Here is a 21,573-nt window from a genome sequence, read left to right as displayed (position 1 = left end):
GCACGATTGATTTACTTTAGATACAAAACAAAAATATTTTATGTGAATTAAATCATTTAACTTCATTGAATAAAAATCAAAAAGAGTGAAGAACAATGAGTTTTATGACTGCAGATCAGGCCAAAATTTTATCGAACGTGGCTAATTTAAATATTGAAATGTATAAGCCTCGCTTGGCTCAACTGATTGAAGATAATGCCCGACTGGGCAATACCGCTGTGCTAACGGTATTTCCCAAACATTTGCCCTTGGAAGAAATTCGTGGTCTTTCGGCGGAGTTGACTGAGCTTGGTTATAACGTGCGCTTTGAGGTGCAGGAATTTTATTATAGCTTTAATGTCTACTGGCTATAATTTTATCAATTGTTCAAAAATAGTCCTGTTCAGGCATATATCTTGCTGCATTCAACTCATAGTTAAAATATGAGAGTGATATGTCTTTATCTATTCATCTTGCAGCACGGGCAGATGCACCTTATGTGGTGCTTTCACCCGGACTGGGCGGGCATGCCAGTTTCTGGAATCCTCAAATTAGAGTTTTACAGCAGCATTTTCATGTAGTCACTTATGATCAGGAAGGCTGTCATTCAGATTCTGAACTCTTGCCCATGTCTTATTCGATCGACCATATGGCCTGCCAGATTCTGGATTTATTGATCAATGATGGTATTCGAGAGTTTCATTTTATCGGGCATGCATTGGGCGGACATATCGGCATGCAACTGGCGACCTATCAAACTGAAAGAAAGTTTAAGCTGCTCAGTCTGACCATGTTAAATGCCTGGGGAGAGCTTGATGCCCATACGCAGAAATGTTTCGAGGCACGGACTTCGTTATTGGTGAATAGCGGAGCAGAGGCATATGTGAGAGCACAGGCTTTATTTCTTTATCCGCCGCAGTGGATCTCAACCCATATTGATCAGTTAACCGAAGCAGAAAATAAGCAGTTATTAGACTTTCCACCGATCCAAAATGTTCTGGCGCGTCTACAAGCCGTGCAGGCTTTTAAACTGAACGCAGAACATCGTCAGGCACTAAAAGATGTTTGTGTGCATCTGCTTGCTAACCAAGATGATTTTCTGGTGCCTTATCAGCGATCACAACAATTACAACAATGCCTGCCGCATAGTCACCTCAGTTTGCTTGATACAGGTGCACATGCATCTACTGTGACCGAGACAGATCAGGTGAATCAACGGATCCTTTCATTCCTGATTTCCCCTTAATTGGATGATTTTTTAAAAGCCAGACCTAGTGTCTGGTTTTTTATTTTTTCTAATCAATCATTTTTGTAGCAACAGCATGGTTTTTACTTCGAATTGATGCATGAACTGCAAATGCACAAATTGCTACGAGTGCACTTGAATGAAACAGTATGTTCAAAATTGACTCATAGATAAAAATAGATATTTTACTAAAAATTCAAAAAATAAAATATTAAGTGCATGATATTTATAAATTAAATATAGTTGGCACACGCTTTGCAATGTTTATCTTGTAAATAAAATTCCTGAAGTGGAATCAGAAATTTGAATAAGTGTTAAAAATAATGAGGTGTGAAAATGAAAATAGGTGTCTTCTGTCCAATCGGAAATAATGGCTGGTTACTCTCTGAAAATGCACCGCAGTACATGCCGACTTTTGAGTTAAACAAACAAATCGTACAGCGTGCTGAGCACTATGGTTTCGATTTCGCACTTTCTATGATCAAGCTGCGTGGCTTTGGTGGCAAGACTGAATTTTGGGAACATAATTTGGAAACTTTCACCCTGATGGCAGGTCTTGCTGCTGTCACCAGCAAAATTAAAATTTTCGCAACTGCCGCAACTCTGGTGATGCCACCTGCAATTGTCGCGCGTATGGCTTCTACGATTGATTCGATTTCCAATGGTCGTTTTGGCCTGAATGTAGTGACCGGCTGGCAGCCACCTGAATATACCCAAATGGGCATGTGGCCAGGCAACGACTATTTTGGTAAACGCTATGAATATCTGTCTGAATATGTACAGATTCTGCGTGAACTTTGGGCGACTGGTAAATCAGACTTTAAAGGCGAACATTTCCAGATGGAAGATTGCCGTGTTAGCCCACGTCCACAAGCCGACATGAAGATTATCTGTGCAGGTCAATCTGATGCAGGTTTAGAGTTTTCTGCACAATATGCTGACTATGACTTCGTGTTTGGTAAAGGCCTGAATACTCCAACAGCTTATGCAGAAATTAATGACCGCCTCAAAGAAAAAACAGATGTGACTGGCCGTGATGTACAGACTTATGTGCTGTTTATGGTGATTGCTGCAGAAACTGATGAAGAAGCTCAAGCCAAATGGCAGCACTATAACGATGGTGCCGACATGGAAGCGATTAACTGGCTGATGAATCAAGGCGGTAAAGATACCATTTCGGGCACAGATACCAATATCCGTCAAATGGCTTCTAGCGTATCTCCAGTCAACATCAATATGGGTACGCTGGTGGGTTCTTATGAAAATGTGGCACGAATGTTGGATGAAATTGGTGAGATCAAAGGTACGGAAGGCGTACTACTAACTTTTGATGATTTTATTCAAGGGGTTGAAGACTTTGGTCAAAAAATCCAGCCGCTAATGAAATGCCGTGATCATATTGTCATTGAAGATGAAGCGCCAGTTTTGGAGAAAAGCGCATGAGTGAATCAGTCGTAACAGCCGGTTTTACGGAAAAACTCGGCACAGGAAAAACGCTTAAAGCGGAACCCGAAGCGATTTGTCTTGCACCAGAACAGACAGCCTTGATTGTGATTGATATGCAAAATGCCTATACCTCTCAGGGTGGCTATCTGGATCTGGCGGGCTTTGATGTCTCGAAAACCAAGCCCGTGGTTGAAAATATTAAAAAGGCCGTTGATGCCGCACATGCAGCCGGTATTCAGGTGATTTATTTCAAAAATGGCTGGGATGCAGAATATAAGGAAGCGGGTGGTAAGGACTCTCCAAATTTCCATAAATCCAATGCCTTAAAGACCATGCGTAAACGTCCTGAATTACAGGGGCAATTGTTAGCAAAAGGTGGCTGGGATTTTGAGCTGATTGATGAGTTAAAGCCACTGCCACAAGACCTGGTGATCGAAAAGCCACGTTATAGCGGTTTCTTTAATACCGCGCTGGACAGCATGTTGCGTGTAAGAGGAATTCGCAATCTGGTCTTTGTCGGGATTGCCACCAACGTGTGTGTGGAGTCGACACTACGTGATGGCTTCTTCTTAGAATATTTTGGTATCGCACTTGCTGATGCCTGCCATCAGGCCGGTCCAGTCGAAGCGCATGAAGCCAGTCTGTATAACATCAAGACTTTCTTTGGCTGGGTATCAGATACCAAAAATTTTGTAGAGACCTTTCAAAAAGAAAGTGAGTCACTAAAAGAAACTAAATTAGCTGTAAGCGCATAAAGAATTAAAGAACAGAATTAAGGAAAAAATAGTATGCCTAAAGAAATCATTATTCCAGCAGGAACATCGAAACCATTAGCACCGTATGTACCGGCAACCAAGGCAGACAATATCGTGTATGTATCCGGTACATTAGCTTTTGATGAAAATAATAATGTGGTGCATGTCGGTGATGCCGCAGCACAGACCCGTCATATTCTGGAAACTATCAAGCGTGTGATTGAAGAAGCAGGCGGCAGTATGGATGACGTGACCTTTAACCATGTCTTTGTCAAAGACTGGGCAGATTATGCTGCGATTAATGCAGTTTATGCAGAGTATTTCCCGGGAGATAAGCCGGCACGGTATTGCGTACAGACAGGTTTGGTCAAACCTGATGCGCTGGTCGAAATTGCTTCGATTGCCCATGTATAAGCCGATCCACCTGATTCAATCTCATTACTAGATGCCCCAGGTCTGAAACTGAATATTGACTTGGGGGCGGGAGAACAGCATGAATGCCAAACTATCTAAAATCATCACAGAAACAGTTGCAGAAAATAACGCATTAAATAAGGTTTTGGCGACTAACGCATCAGATGACATCTTTACCCAAGTTGATCAGCAGATTTTCCGTCAAGGCATGTCCAATCTCGGGGCTGCAGTCAATGTCATTACCACGCAAGGTGAGGCAGGACAGGCAGGATTTACTGCCTCAGCCGTATGTAGCGTGACGGATACACCACCAACGTTGCTGGTGTGTCTGAACCGTTCTGCTTCAGTTTATGAAACCTTTAAAAAGAATCAGGTGTTGTGTGTGAATACCCTGGCATCACATCAACAACATCTTTCCAATCTGTTTGGTGGAAAAACACCAATGGCAGAGCGTTTCAGTCAGGGGAACTGGAAAACTTTGGTGACCCAGTCACCTGTACTTGAGGATGCCTTAGTCAGTTTTGACTGCGAGGTGGTCCAATGTTTATCCGTAGGCAGTCATGACGTGCTGTTCTGTGAGGTGAAAGCGATGTGCCAGAGTCAAGGCAATGCGCTGATGTACTTCAACCGTTCTTACTGTGAGCCACACAAAATGTGCTAATTCAATTCAATCCTAATCAAGGAGGGGAAGCCGATGCAAGAAAAAGAAACGTGGTTTCCAAAATTTAAGCCTTACCAAGGCAATCTCGATACCACACCCGTGCAAACAGATGAATATCTGCCTGCTGGAAAAAGTATTATTCTCGGGTTGCAGCATGTGTTTGCCATGTTTGGCGCAACCGTGCTGGCACCCTTATTAATGGGGTTTGATCCCAATCTCACGATTTTCATTACTGGGATTGGGACCATTTTATTTTTCCTGATCACGGGCGGTCGATTGCCTAGTTATCTGGGATCAAGCTTTGCCTTTATTGGTGCGGTCGTCGCAGTGACGGGTTATTCAGGGGTTGGAGCCAATCCAAATATAGGATTAGCCCTTGGCGGTACGATTGCTTGCGGTATTGTTTATGCCTTGATTGGTCTGCTGGTGATGAAAACTGGCACCAACTGGATTGAAAAACTGATGCCGCCAGTAGTGACAGGCGTGATCGTGATGATCATCGGTTTGAACCTGGCGCCCGTGGCGATTAAGAGTGTTTCAGCGAATCAGTTTGATTCGTGGATGGCTTTAATCACGATTATCTGTATCAGTGTGATTGCTGTGTTTACCCGAGGAATGGTACGCCGTCTATTATTGTTATTGGGCTTATTATCTTCCTACCTGATTTACTTCCTTTTCACCAACGTGATGGGCTTCGGACCTGCGATTGATTTTACCAAGGTCAGTGAAGCAGCATGGTTTGGTTTGCCGAATTTCCAGAGCCCGGTCTTTGAAATAAATGCCATGCTAATGATTGCACCAGTGGCAATTATCTTGGTTGCAGAAAATCTGGGACACTTTAAGGCAGTCTCTGCGATGACCGGTAAAAACCTGTCACCGTATATGGGACGCGGTTTCTTTGCTGATGGGGTGTGTACTTCATTGTCAGCTTCTGTCGGTGGTACAGGCATGACCACTTATGCCGAAAATATCGGTGTCATGGCAGTCACCAGAGTTTATGCAACCACTGTATTTGTCTTTGCTGGTATCTTCGCCATTTTGCTCGGACTTTCGCCTAAATTTGGCGCAGTGATCAGTACCATTCCAGTGGCTTTATTGGGTGGTGCATCGATTGTCGTATTTGGTCTGATTACGGTGGCTGGTGCGAAAATTTGGGTAGATAACCGTGTTGATTTCACCAAGAACAGTACGCTGATTATTGGTGCCGTGTGTCTGATCATGGGTACAGGGAACTATAGCTTGCAGATCGGTGGTTTTGATCTGGGTGGTATTGGTACCGCAACCTTAGCCGCAATTCTATTGAATCTATTCCTGAACCGTGGTGAAGATAAAGAATTACCAGCATCTGAACCAGCTGAAACCGTAACTGAGGTCGAGGCTAAGCCAGTCGCTTAATATGAGGAGCATTTTTTGAGTCATACAATTGCATTTTTAGGACTCGGGGCAATGGGCTGGCATATGGCCTCCCATTTGCCAAAACTCGGACATCAGGTTTGGGTCTGGAACCGGACTGAACAGAAAGCTGTAGCGCATGCTGAAACTTTTGCAACGCAGGCAGTGAGTATTGAGCAGGCGGTTCAGGCAGATTTTATCTTTTCCTGTTTACCGACCAGTCAGGATGTGGAAGCATTGATTGCAGCTCATCCACCCAAACAAGGTGCAATCTGGATTGACTGTACCAGCGGGGTGCCGGAATCTGCACAGAAACTGGCTAAGCTCTTGGAGCAACAAGGTAGTTTTTATCTGGATGCACCGGTTTCTGGCCAAACCATTGGAGCAGAACGCGGTACTTTAACTGTGATGGTCGGAGGCAATGAACAAGCCTTTGAACAAATCAAGCCGATCATTGATGCCTTTGCAGGTTTGATTGAATATGTGGGAGAAAGCGGTTCTGGCTTTGCGGTAAAAGCTGTGAATAATACCTTAATGGCGACTCACTTATGGGCATTGGCTGAAGGACTGACTGTGCTGAAAGGGCAAGGTGTTGATTTAAGCAGTGCACTAAACTGTATTAATCATTCCAGTGGTAAAAGCAGCATGTCGGAAAATATCATGGCACAGCGTGTACTAAGCCGTGAATTTAATAAGACCTTTGCACTGGATCTATTACAGAAAGATATTGGCATTGCCTTGGAACTGGTGCAGCAACAGCAACTGGATTTATCAGTAATGTCTTTGGTTCAGCAAGAGTTTCAGCAGATTGCCAAACCACAGGCCAGTCAGCTGGATTTCTCCGCTGCGGTGCAAGGCTTGGAGCAACGTACTCAAATTGAATTAAGAGGATAATCTTTTCAAACAATATTAAAGACAGTGTTAAAGACGTTATAGCTATAGATATATCAGTTTAAAATTTAAAAAGCCGGGAATTTTAATTCCCGGCTTTATTTATTCATTAGGCAGCTCAATAGTCTAAGTAAATCTTAATTCTGCTGATTTGCTTGATATTCCTGAATCACTTCAAGCGCTGCACGGAAGGCTTCCTGAGTAGCAGGGGCACCGCAGTAAGGCAGGCTATGCAGTAGCACTTCCTGAATTTCTTCAACTGTTGCACCATTATTCAAAGCGCCACGAACATGGCCTTTCAATTCAGTTGGGCTTTTTTGCGCGGTAAGAAAAGCAATGGTAATTAAAGAACGGTATTTACGTGGTAAAATCCCTTCACGTTGCCAGGTCGAACCCCAGGCATGTTCATTAATCCAGTCCTGTAAAGGTTGGGTAAAAGGAACTGTATTGTCCTGAGCGCGCTTTACAAAGCTTGCACCCATCACTTCAGTACGGACTTTCAAGCCATTTTCATAATCTTGTTGTGACATCATTGACCCTCAATTTTATTATGAGTCTAGCTTAACGTTTTATCTCTTAAATACCATCGTGCAATAGTCGTAAAAAAGTGGCTGAATAGCCACTTGAGATATCCAAAGTGAGGTCAATAAATAACTTCACTTTGTAATCAAGGTCTGATTTAGATAAAAGTTCTATCTAAGGACTGGTTGAATGTGAAGGTGCACTTTGAACTGAAGTATCAGTACCTGTTGCATCTGCTTTCGAAATATGAGGATTTTCCAGCTCCAATACTTCCTGTAAATGCAGATCGAAGACATCAGTCAACATGCTGTCATAGCGACGCGCATTATAGTGCAGTAACTTATTGGCTTCTTCTTCATTAATAAAGCCTTGTTCATGCGCATCAGCCACATGATCAGCAAAACTGAGTCCTTTAAATTGACCTTTGTTTTCGGCTTTTTTAAAGCGATCCCAAAGCTGCTCAATTTCCAGTAACATGGTGAAGGTTGATTCCATACGACCATTTACATCATCTTCCGCTGTGCTATAGAAAACATGCTTTTTCAGTACTTTCCGGAAAGCGTTATCTTCCATCATGACATTTGCGACTTCCTGTTTAAGTTGGTCAGATGGTTTCGCGACAGGTCGGCCAAATGGGAAACAGATAAGTTTGACCATGCCAGCAGCAACACCCACCGGGAAGTTCGCAAACAGGTCATAAAACGCTTCCTGAGCGGTATATAAAGATTTCTCAATTGCCAACTGTGCATGCAGACGTTCAGCTTCAGTTTTTTTACTATGTTCAAAGAATTTCAGGATTGCCGTCGCAATAAACAAATGGGCATGGATATCAGCCAGACGGCCAGAAAGCATTTCCTTGCGTTTAATATCACCTGCTAATAAACCTAAACACATATCTGCAGTCAGGGCAAAGTTGGCACTGAGCCGGTTGATAATCTTGTAATAGGGACGGGTAAAATCAACTGCACTTTGTGGCGCAGCACTTGAACCACCGCTAAAAGCATAGGCAAAAGAGCGGGCAGTCCGGTTAAAGGTATAACCCAGATGCTTAAACAACATAGTATCGAATGGATTCAGAGCGGCTTTTGGATCTTCAGCTTGCAGAAGCTGTAATTCTTCATACAGATAAGGATGGCAACGCATCGAACCTTGACCAAAGATCATTAATGAACGGCTCAGAATATTGGCGCCTTCAACTGTAATCGATACTGGAATGGCTTGATAGTTGAGAGCCAGGAAGTTACGAGGCCCCATCTGAATGGCGCGGCCACCCACAACATCCATACCGTGATTGACAATTTTACGCATGGTCTCAGTGGCATAGTATTTAGCAATCGCGGTCATGACTGCCGGTTTACCACCTTGGTTCAGACCACAAGTCACTAAATAACGGAAAGCTTCCAGCATATAGGCATCACTGGCAATTTCGCTATTGGCTTCCTGTACGCCTTCAAATTTACCTACCGAAATCTTGAATTGCTGACGGATTCGAGAAAATGCACTGACATTCAGGTAAGTCATTTCGGCACTGGAGGTAGATAAAGCCGGTAGGGAAATACCACGGCCAACTGCCAGACATTCCATCAGCATACGCCAGCCTTTGCCGGCATTTTTCACGCCACCAATGATCCAGTCTAAAGGAATAAATACATCCTTACCTTCAACAGTACCATTCATAAAAGGGGAGCCAGGATTATGACGTGGACCGACTTTTACCCCTTCATGATTGGCCGGTAGCAAGGCACAAGTAATCCCATAATCTGTTTTATCACCGAGTAAATGATCAGGGTCATACATTTTAAAAGCCAGACCAACCACGGTGGCAATTGGTGCTAGAGTAATCCAGCGTTTGGAGAAATTCATTCTCAGTCCCAAGACTTCCTGACCTTCAAACTGTCCATAGCAGACCACACCGGTATCTGGAATCGCACCGGCATCTGAACCGGCTTCAGGACTGGTCAGACCAAAACATGGGATTTCTTCACCTTTGGCCAGACCGGGTAAATAACGATCTTTTTGCTCATCGGTACCATAATGTAGTAACAACTCACCCGGCCCAAGTGAGTTAGGCACCATACAGCTCACAGCAGCAGTGAGAGAGCGTGAAGAAATTTTGCTCATCACCCGGCTTTGAGCAAAGGAACTAAAGGCACGACCGCCGTATTCTTTGGGAATGATTAGTCCCAAGAAACCGTTATCTTTAATATATTGCCAGATATGTTCAGGCAGCATTTTCTTCTCATGAATTTCCCATTCATCGAGCATGCTACACAGTGTTTCGACTTCGTTATCCAAGAATGCCTGTTCTTCAACGGAAAGTTTTGGATAGGGATAGCTATTAAAGGTTTCCCAGTTCGGCGCACCCATAAAGAGTTCTTTTTCCCACCAGCTGGTGCCGGAATCAAGAGCCTCACGTTCTGTCGGGCTAATGCTCGGCATGGCATCCGCTAATGCCTTATAGGCTGGCCTGGAAATGAAAGACATACGCAAAGGTTCGATCATGACGACCAGACTGATCAGGATCAGGGGAATACCCAGAATCAGTGACCAAGGACTGATAAAGGCACAAACCACTGACATGACAATCAGGGTAATTGCACCAGTGGTACGGGAGAGTTGAAAAAAGAAAATCGCCCATAAACTGGCAATGAGAAGAAGTACGGCGAAAATAAATAGCATTGTTATATTTCTCCAGGGTCATACAATTGTGATGCTGCCGATCTCCCTAAGGTGTCTTCATAAGACTTGATCAATTTTTTTACATCGCTTAAGCAACTGGCAAATTCACAATTGTTGTTGTGAGAACGATCGTTATTAAATATTTCAACGATATATTGAAGTGTTTTATCTGTTTTTGAGATTGTTTGAAAAATGCACAGTCTTCAAGTGAGAACACGCAAAGAAATGTGAAGATAAGTAATAACTTAATCTTTAAGAGAGGGTAGTTAAAATAATTAAAAAGTGAACAAATATAAATTTAGTTAGGCATAAAAAAGCCCTCTACTTGAGAGGGCTTTGATCTAAGGCATTTTAAGCTTCAATTGCCTGTACAGCGATTTTTTTCGCTGGATCAACTTTACGGCGTACTTCTGGAACCGGTTCGCCATAGTATTGACGATCCGCAAAGTAACTTGAACGTACCATCGGTGCTGACCAGATATTCTTAAAGCCAAGCTTACGGCCATGTTCTGCATAACGTTCAAATTCTTCTGGCGTTACAAAACGGTCGATTGGTGCATGCTGTTTAGATGGCTGTAGATACTGGCCAATTGTTACATAATCCACGTCATGCGCTTTCAGGTCATCTAACAGAGCGAGAACTTCTTCTTCAGTTTCACCAATACCGACCATCAAACCACATTTGGTTGGAATTTCTGGGCAATAATCTTTAAACATTTTCAACAGATTTAAAGAGTGCTGATAATCAGAACCTGGACGCATGGCTTTATACAGACGTGGCACAGTTTCAATGTTGTGGTTAAACACGTCTGGTGGACATTCAGTCATGATGCGTAAAGCGATGTCCATACGACCACGGAAATCAGGTACCAGAATTTCTAGCAAAGTCTTTGGACTTAATGCACGAGCTTCTTTAATACAATCGACAAAATGCTGTGCACCGCCATCTAGCAGGTCGTCACGGTCAACTGAAGTGATGACTGCATATTTCAGACCCAGGTTGGCAATCGTTTCTGCCATATGACGCGGTTCATCCGGATCAAGTGCATTTGGACGACCATGTGCCACATCACAGAACGGACAGCGACGCGTACAAATATCACCCATAATCATAAAGGTTGCTGTACCCCCACCAAAACATTCAGGCAGGTTCGGACAGGCAGCTTCTTCACATACGGTATGCAGTTTTTGCTGACGAAGTGTAGTTTTAATACGCTGAACTTCCTCGGGAGCGGCCATTTTCACGCGGATCCAGTCCGGCTTACGTGGCGTTTCAACCGTAGGAACAACTTTTACAGGAATACGGGCGACCTTTTCTGCGCCGCGAAGTTTGATACCCTGTTCAGGTTTACGGTTTTCAGACATATATAACTTTTCCACTGTTTTGAAGGAGGGAGATAAATCAAAGTTAACACTTTTTTAATTATAACGAAACTCGGGTGAAATAGGGCGAAAAGGATTATTCATTTAAAAAATGTTCTTATCACACAATATATGTAAGTTAAATACACCAAATTGGCAGCAATTACGTCATAATATAGCGTAGATTAAAGCAAAATTTTTTAATTTTAAGGAGCGTTGAATGCCACGTAAAAAAGAGGTCGTTAGTGGGACTTTCGTTAAGTACGATGCGGTAGTTCTAGGTTCAGGCCCTGCGGGCGAAGGCGCGGCAATGAAACTTGCCAAATCTGGTAAGCGTGTTGCAATTGTGGATATGCGTGAACAGCTGGGTGGTAACTGTACTCACGTAGGTACGATTCCAAGTAAGGCATTGCGTCAAACGGTATCCAGCATTATCCGTTATCAACGTGATCCAATGTTTCAAAAAGTAGGTGAATGGAAACAATTCACCATGAAACAGGTACTGCGCAATGCACATAAAGTGATTCAGCAGCAGGTGGATACTCACTCACGTTTTTATGACCGTAACAAGATTGATATCTATCATGGTCGTGCTTACATTCAAGACGCAAATACGATCTTTGTATTTACACCAGATGGTATAAAAGAAACTATTATGTTCCAGCAACTGGTGATTGCGACCGGTTCACGTCCATACCGCCCAGAAATTCTTGATTTCAATCATCCACGTGTATTTGATTCAGATAAAATTCTGGATCTGGATTTCTCAATCCAAAAAATCATTATTTATGGTGCAGGTGTGATTGGCTGTGAATATGCATCGATCTTTATTGGTCTGGGACATAAGGTTGACCTGATCAATACTCAACCAAAACTGCTCAGCTATCTGGATGACGAAATTTCCGATGCACTGTCTTATCACTTACGTGAACAGGGTGTATTGATCCGTCATAATGAACAGATCGACTTCCTTGAAACTTCTGATGATTATGTGGTTCTGCATACACAAAGCGGCAAGAAAATTAAAGCTGATGCTATTCTGTGGTGTAACGGACGTTCAGGGAATACTGATGGTTTAGGCCTTGAAAATATTGGTCTGAAACCAAACAGTCGTGGTCAATTAACCGTGAATGAGCAGTATCAGACTGAAGTCGAAAATATCTATGCTGCAGGTGACGTGATTGGCTGGCCATCATTGGCTTCTGCTGCCTATGACCAAGGTCGTTGCGCAGGTGCTAACATGAGCGGTGAGCAAGATGTTGCACCCGTGACTGATATTCCGACTGGTATTTATACCATTCCGGAAATCTCTTCAATCGGTAAAACTGAGCAGCAGTTGACTGAAGAAAAAATCCCGTATGAAGTGGGGCAGGCATCTTTCCGTCATCTGGCACGTGCACAGATTACCGGTGATACGGTTGGTGAATTAAAAATCCTGTTCCATCGCGATACGCTGGAAGTTCTGGGTGTGCATTGCTTTGGTAATAACGCTTCGGAGATTATCCATATTGGTCAGGCTGTGATGAACAGTCCTAACAATACGATCAAGTATTTTGTAGAAACTACATTCAACTATCCAACGATGGCAGAAGCTTACCGTGTGGCAACCTTGAATGGTATGAACCGTTTGTTCTAATCTGATTTATTCAGGTTGGATCAAAAACCCGTAAGTTTGGCTTGCGGGTTTTTTATTTTTTAGATTGAAAAAGTTCAATCTGGTCAGTAAGTCTAGTGATTAAGCTGCCATTTTGCGGCATTCTTCAGCACAGCGACGGCAAGCTTCTGCACATTGCTGGCAATGATCATCCTCATGATGGCCACATTCTTCTACACAATAATCGCAAGCTTTAGCGCATAGCTCGCAAATCTCTTTGATAAATGGAGATTGCTTTTGTTGCATGCGGGCGCAGAGCTGACACAGATCAGCACAGTCCAGACAGCGCTGGATACATTCCCGCATCATTTCTAAATGTTCTTCTTTCAGGCAGGCACTGGCACAGTTGGTACAGGCCAGAGAGCAGGTCATACATGCACGAACACAATCTGAAAACTGAATCTCGTTCATTTTTTTCTCCTTTTTGCAGCTATGGCAATGGCTTGTTTTTTAATACGCTAAGCAGAAAAGGAAAAATACACTAGGCAGTTTGAGTGAGAAAAAGTAATCCGATTGCCGATTTTGTTAAAAGCTGTATTTTTAAAAAATTTAATTTAAAACCTCTATCCTGATATTCCCAAAATAGGATGACTAAAAATTTAAAAATAAAACCATTGAGGCGGTCATTCCTCAATGGCGGAAAATCTACATGATGAGTCGTTATTGTCGAAGGCTTAAATGACCTTTCTCTTTATTATATTTTTATGGTGATTAAAATGGACGACTACCTGCCAGGCTGATACGTTTTAATAAACGGCGCTGATCAGCAGGGAAAGGACGGCGTGAATGTAGAGTAACCTGATTGTCCCAGAACACGATATCGCCTGCTTCCCAATGGTGCTCATAAGCGAATTCAGGTTTTAAGACATGCTCACGTAATTTTGCAATCAGTTCACTACCTGCCTGATCGTCATAATTCACTAATTCAACTTCAGTATGGGTATTTAACCAAAGTGCTTTACGGCCAGATTCAGGATGGGTGCGTACCAGTGGGTGCGGATAGGCATGACTTAAAATTGGCTGATCTTTAAAGCGATATTTTGGCATATTTCCCGCATACGCATTACCACCTTTATTGCTCTGGAAGCGTACAAATGGATTATAGGTAATGAGCTGTAACTGATCGATTTTTGCTTTGGTTTTTTCATCTAAGGCTTCATAAGCCTTGATGGTATTGATCCAGGACGTCTGGCCACCGTCTTTTGGCAGTTCAATGGCATAGAGTAAAGAGCCAAAAGAAGGTAACGGTGTCCACTGGTGATCGGCATGCGGTGCAAGTTCACCATGACCGGTGTAATCCCCTTGACCGACTGCATTGGAAACTGGTACGACATCAGGTGGAGTGCCCGTATCTGTTTTAGAAGCCAGCACTGGCGTGTCGGCATCTGGACGGAAAATCGAACCGAAATAGGTGGCAAATGCCAGATACTGTAGATCATCCAGACTTTGATTCTTAAAGATCAGGATCAAATGTTCAGCCAGAGCCTGCTTCAGACGCAGGATGGTTTCGCCAGATTGGGCTTTACGGGCATCGAGGCCATAAACCACTGCGCCTAGGGCTTGATCTGCCTGCGGGACAATTTTGATTTCATCAGTATTCTGGAACTGATCTTGCTGATGCCAGCGTGGTGCATCGTGAATGGCTTGTGAAAGTTGGGTCAAGCTTGTCATTGGAAAGTCTCTGAATTTTCTTGTTGCAGAAAATCTAAAAAAAACCAGAGCAAAAATAAAATCAAAAGAATTGCTAAACTTATGAAAAAATTAATAAAAATATCTAAATGATTGATTTGATATCTTTTAATTAAAATGGCAAAACAAAGTCCTAAAGCTGCTGAAAAATGTCAAATATTTGACAATCAGTGTGCGCAAAAAGCCTGATTAAAGTACTCAAACAGTTCTGGAGTCTGGCTCCAGAGCAATAGAGAAATAGCGAGGAGAAGTACCATTGCTATCGCAATGGAAAGCTTGAGCAGAAAGGTGGAATCAGTCATGTACGATTTGCTCCTCATTTACCCATAAGTGCACCAGTACACCAAAAATACTTAAGGCAATCGACAGCATCCATACCGCATTATAATTGCCACTCATGTCATGGTTTACACCGCCGAGCCAGCCGCCAAAGAATGAACCGACCTGATGGGTAAAGAATACAATCCCGCTGAGCATGGTCAGATATTTCACGCCAAACATATTGGCAACAATACCGTTGGTCAGTGGTACGGTAGAAAGCCATAATAATCCCATGATGACACCAAACGCATAGACCGTCCAGGTGCTTAAAGGCAGCATCAGAAAGGCGATAATTGCAAGCCCGCGTAGACCGTATAAGCCCATTAGCAGACGTGGTTTGGAATATTTTCCACCGAGCCAACCAGCCGTATAGGTACCGACAACATTAAACAGGCCGACCAGCGCCAGAAAAATGGTACCAGTTGTAGCATTGAAACCATGATCAATCAGATAGCCTGGCAGGTGAATCCCGATAAAGACCACCTGAAAGCCACAGACAAAAAAGCCCATCGCCAGAAACCAGAATGGCTTATGGTTTTTGACTACGACTAAAATATCTTTAAAGCTGAGTGATACCTTATTCGGCGTAGATATGGCATTTGGATCGACATACATCGGGGCTTTTAGCATCCAGGCCAAAGGTACAATCAAAGCGATTAAAATTGCGCTGACGACAAGTGCTGCTGACCAGCCGACATTCTGTAAAAGTAATAGCGTTGAAGGCAGCATAATAAACTGGCCGAAGGAGCCTGCTGCACTGGCAATCCCCATTGCCAGACTGCGTTTTTCAGGTGGTGCAGCTCGTCCAACCGCAGATAATAAAACCGGGAAAGAGGTGGCAGACAAGGCCAGACCTAAAATCAGCCCGACGCTGAGATTCAACAATAATCCGGTTGAACTGACAGCCATCAATAACAGGCCAAGCGCATATAAGGCACCGCCAATGGCAACAACAATCTTGCTGCCATATTTATCAGCGAAGGCACCAGTAATGGGCTGAACAGCACCCCAGATCAGGTTCTGCATGGCAATGGCTAAACTAAAGACATTATGACCCCAGCCAAATTCTTCACTCATTGGCACCAGATACAGGCCAAATGCATGACGAATCCCCAAAGATAAAGCCAGAATAATGGCAGCGCCAATCAGCATAAAAATCAGGGTTCTGGAAAATTGACTGTCAGCCATAAGTCATTCATGCATATAAAGTTGATAGGTATAGTATTCGATTCAACCTAGAGAGGCGATAAAATAAAAATTAATCAAACGATAAATTTTTTTTATAGCTGCATAGAACGTCAGAAAACAGAACAACGGCCGTAGCCGTTGTCCTGAAGTATTCAGTTTTTTTAATGAAAGAATTAATTGATTAGAAACGCATCCCGAATCCGGCATAGGCCAGAATTGGATTGACTTCAATATCGGCTTTGGAGCGAATCAGTTCACCTAGATTTGCATCTGTTACCGTAATCGTGGTGTCATTTTTCAGATGAGCATAAGATACAGAACCTACCGCGAACCAGGTATCATTAAAGTCATAAGTGAAGCCGACAGTCGCGACAGGAGCAAAAGTATCAGACGCTTCCAGATCAACTTTTGGATTAGCACTACTTTCTATCCCATCTAGAGAAGCGCCAGCTTTGCCTTCCTTAATGTTGGCAATCATATGACCGGCTTTAATCAGGTCTTGTTCAGTACTTGAATTGATTTCCAGTTCATTGAAATAGGCATACATGAGTCCAAGCCCGACATAAGGACGGAATTTATTGACACCTGTTTTGCCAAAATGGTACTGAAATTCAAAAGCCGGGGTCCAGGCACGTGCAGATGCTGCCGGTCCATATGCTTCCAGATCCGTAATCGGGATGTCATTTTTTAAGTCAATACTCGGTAAATCAATGCCACCCGGTATTTGAGGAATTAAATCAATACTTGGCGTTGCCATTGCAGAGAATGGTGCATAAATCTTGCCTTTACCTTGCAAGTCGACTTTGGGAGGAATGCCGGCTTTTATTTCCAGTGAGACATTGTCGGTAAAGAAATAGTTGGTCATGATCCCGAGTGTAGTGACATCATCAGCTTCCAGACCTGTTCCAGCATTATTCCAGCTTTCCAAGCCATAAATCTCTGCACTGCCACTTAAATTGCCAGATAAAGTTTTTCCGCCTAAGCCATCGATGAGGTTAATGAAGCCGGTTGAAAGATTCGACTCCATAGCAGGATCAAGATTGCCCTTGACTGCAGCGATCGAGATGTCACCAACTTTAGCCGTTTCACCATCTTGAACTGCTGTATTTACCGCAAATGGTTGTGCTTTTCCTTGTGGCATGACATGCAGTGCACCGACTGAAACGGAAAATCGCTTAAAGCCATCGCCATCCTGTAGGCTGAAATATGGGGATTCTGCATGTGCAAGCAGGGGTAGTGTGGCTAGACCTGCCATGCATACCATGATTGTCTTCATTGTTCAGAGGACTCCTTGTCCGTGCTAGTTATTTGTTTTTCTATTGAACAATTTAGTTAAATCTCACCAATTTACACAGTTACAGAACGAGTAGTGAAAAGTTAACAGAAAGTAAAAAATGCCAAAATTTGTATAAATTGTATTAATAAAATATATATTTATGTAAAAATTATTATGAATAGTGAAGATAAATAGGATATTAATTTTTATAAAATTTTCAGTTTTATCGAAGTAATAGAATAATAAGTGGGTAACATTTTTCTCATTAATCTAAGTTTTAAATAATGATTTAAGCTTTCTATCCTGGACGTGATTTGTACAAGAAATCAGAAAATTTTCTGCTCAAAACCTACTAGAAAAAGCTTGAATAAATTTAGCTAACCGATGCTACACAGCAGATAGAGTTTTTTTGTACAATAGCCGCATAAATTATTGAGTATTGCGCATGAGCTCCCAAAATTCTCCCAAGAAAAAGCCCTTGGTTAATTTACCGTTTCCATTAAAACAAGCAGAACAATCTGCTTCAGATGAGGTTCTGGAAGATCTACGACCTAAACCGCAGCGTTATGCCGACCGGACCTGGATGCCACCTCGTGGTACACGCCGTTCAATGGGCAAACGTTAAAAAATAAAAAAGCCATGAAGTTCATGGCTTTTTTATGAGTAAAATTTGGGAGCTACCTTAGCGAACTGTTTTACGTGCTTTATTTTCAGGTTTTGGTGGGGCAATCTCACGATCACCTTTCCAGACATCAATAAAGTCTTTTTCATTGATATTATAAAGTTCCAGAAGTGCCAAAATCACAGCACCAAACAGCATGGAACCTTCAGAATTATTCTGGAAATCAAAAATCTTGCCATTCAGGTTATGCAGAATATCTTCAATCTCAAATACACGATCACGGCCATTGCTGTCGACCGGATAAATCTGAGTGTTAAGCAGAATCTTGGCCAGACTCTTTTCATTGTCGGTCAGTGCCAGAACATCAATCAGCTCATCTGTTGCCGGAGTAAAAATCACCGAATCCCGAAAGATGGTATGCAGGAATTGCGACGTAATTTTCGGAAGCGCTTTTTCTACAAAAGGCCGGAAAGATTGCGGAAAAATGACATTGTGAGAAATGCCTTTGAACATTGGAGCGATCTCTTCGACTTTATAACCAGCAATGCCACAACCGACCGAAGTAATAAAATATTTAATTTTAGGATGGTTCTTGGTGTAAATCTTGAAGTCATCAATATAGTGCTGGATTTGTGAGAGAGGCATCTGTTGCAAATGCTCATTCATAGTCGGAATGGCATAACTTTGACCTGCCCAGCCACGACCAACCCCCATGACCGCCCCAAAATGCTCATAAGCTGTTCTGGCTGCTCCTCCGGCATGTTGTCCAGCCAAGTTGCTTCCGAAAACAAATACCGTATTTTCTGGCAGAGATTTAACAATACTTTCATCGTGATAATGGTAAGTCATGGCTTTTTTATTCGATGTCCTGATTAGCTTCATGTTGCCTTTGAATTGAATAAGGGTCAAGGTATTATTATGCAGGACTAGCCAAACAGATAGGACAATATTCCACCCATGATCCAAAACAGCATACCGAGTAAACCTAAATAAAGTTGTTGTCTGAAAATGCTTAATTTATTCTTTTGCACAAGTGATACTCATGGGTGAGTTTTAAAAAAAGTGTTTTTGAATAAGAAAGTAAATAACGCTAACTAAATAGAAAAGGCCCAAACAAAATATGATTGTGCCCATATAGCGAAACTGATTCTTAGTCATGATTTCACGATACTCTTTATCTTTCATTATCCTGCCAATTTTTTATAATTTTTAAAGATCTCAATTTTATATTGATTGTTGCATAATTCAAAATTGATTTGGATTGATCTGTACCTTATTCATTAAATCTAAGTAAAGTAAAGCACTATAAAATAATGACAATGATACTGTTTTATTTTACTAAACAGAAACCTGGATAGGGATTGAGTAATTCAGTTTTACCCCCATAATAAATTGAGTCGATATCCGCAGTGAAATGATTAAAGCTATGAGTGATAAACAACCCTTTGAACTGGTGACCAATTATCAACCTGCTGGCGATCAGCCACAGGCCATTGAAAAGCTGGTCAAGGGTATAGAAAAAGGCTATCACGATCAGCTTTTGCTGGGGGTTACCGGTTCAGGTAAAACCTATACTATGGCCAATGTCATTGCCCGTACCCAGCGTCCGACTATTGTCATGGCCCATAACAAAACGCTGGCTGCACAGCTCTACGGCGAATTTAAAGCATTTTTCCCGAATAATGCGGTTGAATATTTTGTCAGTTATTATGACTACTATCAGCCAGAAGCCTATGTACCATCTTCAGATACCTTTATCGAGAAAGATGCGGCAATTAATGACCACATTGACCAGATGCGTCTTTCGGCCACCCGTGCACTTTTAGAACGTCGCGACGCAATTATTGTCGCTTCAGTGTCTGCGATTTACGGTCTGGGTGATCCGAATGCCTATATGAGCATGTTGCTGCATGTGGTCGAAGGCGACCGTATTGGACGTGATGATATTATTCGCCGTCTGGTTGAAATGCAGTATTCCCGTAATGAACTGGAATTCCTGCGCGGTACGTATCGTATTCGTGGTGAGATTATTGATATTTTCCCTGCCGAATCGGATCAGGATGCCATCCGGATTGAGCTGTTTGATGATGAAGTCGACTCCATTCGCTGGTTTGATCCTTTAACCGGGAAAATGATCCGTAAAGTGCCGCGTGTCACGATCTATCCTAAAAGTCACTATGTAACACCGAAAGACAATTTGGCTCGCGCGATTGAAACGATTCGAGATGAGTTAAAAGAACGTCTGGTCTTTTTCCGTGAAAATGACAAGTTGCTGGAAGCTCAGCGGATCGAGCAGCGTACCCGTTATGATCTAGAAATGATGCAGCAGCTTGGTTATACCAACGGGATCGAAAACTATTCACGTCATTTATCGGGCCGTCCGGCAGGCGAAGCACCGCCGACGCTTTTTGATTATGTACCCGATGATGCCTTGCTGATTATCGATGAATCGCACGTGACTGTTCCACAAATTGGAGCCATGTACAAAGGTGACCGTTCCCGTAAAGAAAATCTGGTGAATTACGGTTTCCGCTTGCCAAGTGCGCTGGATAACCGTCCAATGAAATTTGAGGAATGGGAACGTATTGTACCGACGACCGTGTACGTCAGTGCCACACCTGCAAGATATGAACTGGAAAAATCTGAACAGGTGGTCGAGCAGGTGGTTCGTCCAACCGGTCTGATTGATCCGGAAATTGAAATCCGTCCAGTCTTGACGCAGGTCGATGATGTATTGTCTGAAATCAATATCCGTAAGGAAATGAATGAACGTGTGCTGGTAACGACATTGACCAAGCGTATGGCAGAAGACCTGACGTCCTATTTAAAAGAATATGGAATCAAGGTGGCCTATTTGCACTCCGATATTGATACTGTTGAGCGTGTGAAAATTATTCATGAGCTGCGTACCGGTGTGCACGATGTTCTGGTCGGCATTAACCTGCTGCGTGAAGGTCTAGATATGCCAGAAGTTTCACTGGTTGCGATTTTGGATGCGGATAAAGAAGGTTTCCTGCGTTCAGAGCGTTCACTGATCCAGACCATTGGTCGTGCAGCGCGTAACTTGAAAGGTAAAGCGATTTTGTATGCGGATCGCATTACCGATTCTATGCAAAAAGCTATTGATGAGACTGAACGCCGTCGTGCCAAACAGATCCAGTTTAATGAAGAGCATGGCATTACACCACGTAGTGCAGTACGTCAGGTGATTAAGGAAATTGATACAGGCGAAGTGCTGGATGATGAAACTATTGAGCTGAAAGCTTCCGATCAGGCCCGTGCGATTAGTGCAGATGAGCGCCATATCATGGCCGATCCGAAGATGTTCGCGAAGCATATCAATAAACTGGAAAAAGAAATGCTCAAGGCTTCAAAAGAGCTGCAGTTTGAGCAGGCTGCACGTATACGGGATGAAATTTTACGTTTAAAAGCGCAGATGTTAAGTTAGGTCTGTGTGTAAATTACAGATTTAAATT

General features: G+C 42.8%; 20 protein-coding genes. 11 read left to right on the top strand and 9 right to left on the bottom strand.

Annotated features, from left to right (window positions below; all coding sequences use genetic code 11):
• Positions 1-95 precede the first annotated feature (95 nt).
• The 8 genes from FTV25_RS12490 (at position 96) to FTV25_RS12455 (ending at position 6,787) form a co-directional block, all read left to right on the top strand.
• A complete protein-coding gene (locus FTV25_RS12490; RefSeq protein WP_004782755.1) occupies positions 96-353 on the top strand; it encodes a hypothetical protein in 258 nt (85 codons plus the stop codon).
• Between the two features lie 80 nt (positions 354-433).
• Positions 434-1,225, top strand: coding sequence for a pyrimidine utilization protein D (rutD, locus tag FTV25_RS12485; protein ID WP_180003999.1), 792 nt, complete (start codon positions 434-436; stop codon positions 1,223-1,225).
• 336 nt (positions 1,226-1,561) lie between these two features.
• Positions 1,562-2,668 (top strand): pyrimidine utilization protein A, encoded by a 1,107-nt coding sequence (rutA, locus tag FTV25_RS12480; RefSeq protein WP_180003996.1) that lies wholly within the window; start codon positions 1,562-1,564, stop codon positions 2,666-2,668.
• Positions 2,665-3,426, top strand: coding sequence for a pyrimidine utilization protein B (rutB, locus tag FTV25_RS12475; protein WP_004646492.1), 762 nt, complete (start codon positions 2,665-2,667; stop codon positions 3,424-3,426). Before rutA ends, rutB begins: the two co-directional genes overlap by 4 nt.
• A 33-nt stretch (positions 3,427-3,459) precedes the next feature.
• Entirely contained in the window at positions 3,460-3,840 is a 381-nt protein-coding gene (rutC, locus tag FTV25_RS12470) for a pyrimidine utilization protein C (protein ID WP_004646493.1), read from the top strand.
• A gap of 145 nt (positions 3,841-3,985) precedes the next feature.
• Positions 3,986-4,501 carry an NADH-dependent FMN reductase RutF gene (rutF, locus tag FTV25_RS12465; protein WP_373683632.1) on the top strand — a complete coding sequence of 172 codons (516 nt, stop codon included), beginning with the start codon at positions 3,986-3,988 and terminating at the stop codon, positions 4,499-4,501.
• 33 nt (positions 4,502-4,534) lie between these two features.
• Entirely contained in the window at positions 4,535-5,896 is a 1,362-nt protein-coding gene (gene rutG, locus FTV25_RS12460) for a pyrimidine utilization transport protein G (protein ID WP_180003994.1), read from the top strand.
• A 51-nt stretch (positions 5,897-5,947) separates the two neighbouring features.
• Positions 5,948-6,787, top strand: a complete 840-nt coding sequence (locus FTV25_RS12455; RefSeq protein WP_373683633.1) for an NAD(P)-dependent oxidoreductase — start codon at positions 5,948-5,950, stop codon at positions 6,785-6,787.
• 134 nt (positions 6,788-6,921) lie between these two features.
• Here the strand turns inward: FTV25_RS12455 and FTV25_RS12450 are convergent, their stop codons facing one another.
• From FTV25_RS12450 to lipA, 3 genes are all read right to left on the bottom strand, one after another.
• Entirely contained in the window at positions 6,922-7,314 is a 393-nt protein-coding gene (locus tag FTV25_RS12450; RefSeq protein ID WP_004782744.1) for a carboxymuconolactone decarboxylase family protein, read from the bottom strand.
• A 166-nt stretch (positions 7,315-7,480) separates the two neighbouring features.
• The gene (locus tag FTV25_RS12445; RefSeq protein WP_180003990.1) at positions 7,481-9,985 is read right to left on the bottom strand and encodes an acyl-CoA dehydrogenase; all 2,505 of its coding nucleotides are present in this window, start codon (positions 9,983-9,985) and stop codon (positions 7,481-7,483) included.
• A 351-nt stretch (positions 9,986-10,336) separates the two neighbouring features.
• The gene (lipA, locus tag FTV25_RS12440) at positions 10,337-11,350 is read right to left on the bottom strand and encodes a lipoyl synthase (RefSeq protein WP_004782741.1); all 1,014 of its coding nucleotides are present in this window, start codon (positions 11,348-11,350) and stop codon (positions 10,337-10,339) included.
• Positions 11,351-11,567: 217 nt separating this feature from the next.
• On the opposite strand from lipA, the gene sthA reads away from it, so the two are divergent.
• The gene (sthA, locus tag FTV25_RS12435) at positions 11,568-12,983 is read left to right on the top strand and encodes a Si-specific NAD(P)(+) transhydrogenase (protein WP_004782740.1); all 1,416 of its coding nucleotides are present in this window, start codon (positions 11,568-11,570) and stop codon (positions 12,981-12,983) included.
• A 99-nt stretch (positions 12,984-13,082) separates the two neighbouring features.
• Here the strand turns inward: sthA and FTV25_RS12430 are convergent, their stop codons facing one another.
• The 5 genes from FTV25_RS12430 to FTV25_RS12415 all read right to left on the bottom strand — a co-directional run bounded on the left by FTV25_RS12430 (position 13,083) and on the right by FTV25_RS12415 (position 17,475).
• The gene (locus FTV25_RS12430; protein ID WP_004782738.1) at positions 13,083-13,412 is read right to left on the bottom strand and encodes a four-helix bundle copper-binding protein; all 330 of its coding nucleotides are present in this window, start codon (positions 13,410-13,412) and stop codon (positions 13,083-13,085) included.
• A gap of 300 nt (positions 13,413-13,712) precedes the next feature.
• On the bottom strand, positions 13,713-14,672 hold the full coding sequence (locus FTV25_RS12425; protein ID WP_180003988.1) for a TauD/TfdA family dioxygenase: 960 nt from the start codon (positions 14,670-14,672) through the stop codon (positions 13,713-13,715).
• A 185-nt stretch (positions 14,673-14,857) separates the two neighbouring features.
• Positions 14,858-14,992: a hypothetical protein gene (locus tag FTV25_RS16125; RefSeq protein WP_257218399.1), complete on the bottom strand. Its 135-nt coding sequence runs from the start codon at positions 14,990-14,992 to the stop codon at positions 14,858-14,860.
• Positions 14,985-16,199, bottom strand: a complete 1,215-nt coding sequence (locus FTV25_RS12420; RefSeq protein ID WP_180003986.1) for an MFS transporter — start codon at positions 16,197-16,199, stop codon at positions 14,985-14,987. Before FTV25_RS12420 ends, FTV25_RS16125 begins: the two co-directional genes overlap by 8 nt.
• A 181-nt stretch (positions 16,200-16,380) precedes the next feature.
• Entirely contained in the window at positions 16,381-17,475 is a 1,095-nt protein-coding gene (locus FTV25_RS12415; RefSeq protein ID WP_180003984.1) for an OmpW family protein, read from the bottom strand.
• Positions 17,476-17,920: 445 nt separating this feature from the next.
• On the opposite strand from FTV25_RS12415, the gene FTV25_RS12410 reads away from it, so the two are divergent.
• Complete coding sequence (locus FTV25_RS12410; RefSeq protein WP_004782731.1) at positions 17,921-18,100, top strand: hypothetical protein; 180 nt, start codon at positions 17,921-17,923, stop codon at positions 18,098-18,100.
• A 57-nt stretch (positions 18,101-18,157) separates the two neighbouring features.
• Here FTV25_RS12410 and FTV25_RS12405 read toward each other — a convergent pair whose 3' ends face one another.
• On the bottom strand, positions 18,158-18,946 hold the full coding sequence (locus FTV25_RS12405; protein WP_034580895.1) for a hypothetical protein: 789 nt from the start codon (positions 18,944-18,946) through the stop codon (positions 18,158-18,160).
• A 577-nt stretch (positions 18,947-19,523) separates the two neighbouring features.
• On the opposite strand from FTV25_RS12405, the gene uvrB reads away from it, so the two are divergent.
• Positions 19,524-21,545 (top strand): excinuclease ABC subunit UvrB, encoded by a 2,022-nt coding sequence (gene uvrB, locus FTV25_RS12400; RefSeq protein WP_034170047.1) that lies wholly within the window; start codon positions 19,524-19,526, stop codon positions 21,543-21,545.
• The last annotated feature ends 28 nt before the right edge of the window (positions 21,546-21,573 follow it).

The organism is Acinetobacter sp. YH12249, assembly GCF_013417475.1.
Classification (GTDB): Bacteria; Pseudomonadota; Gammaproteobacteria; order Pseudomonadales; family Moraxellaceae; genus Acinetobacter.
The sequence above is the reverse complement of the archived record's forward strand: the minus strand, read 5'-3'. Positions and strand labels throughout refer to the sequence as shown.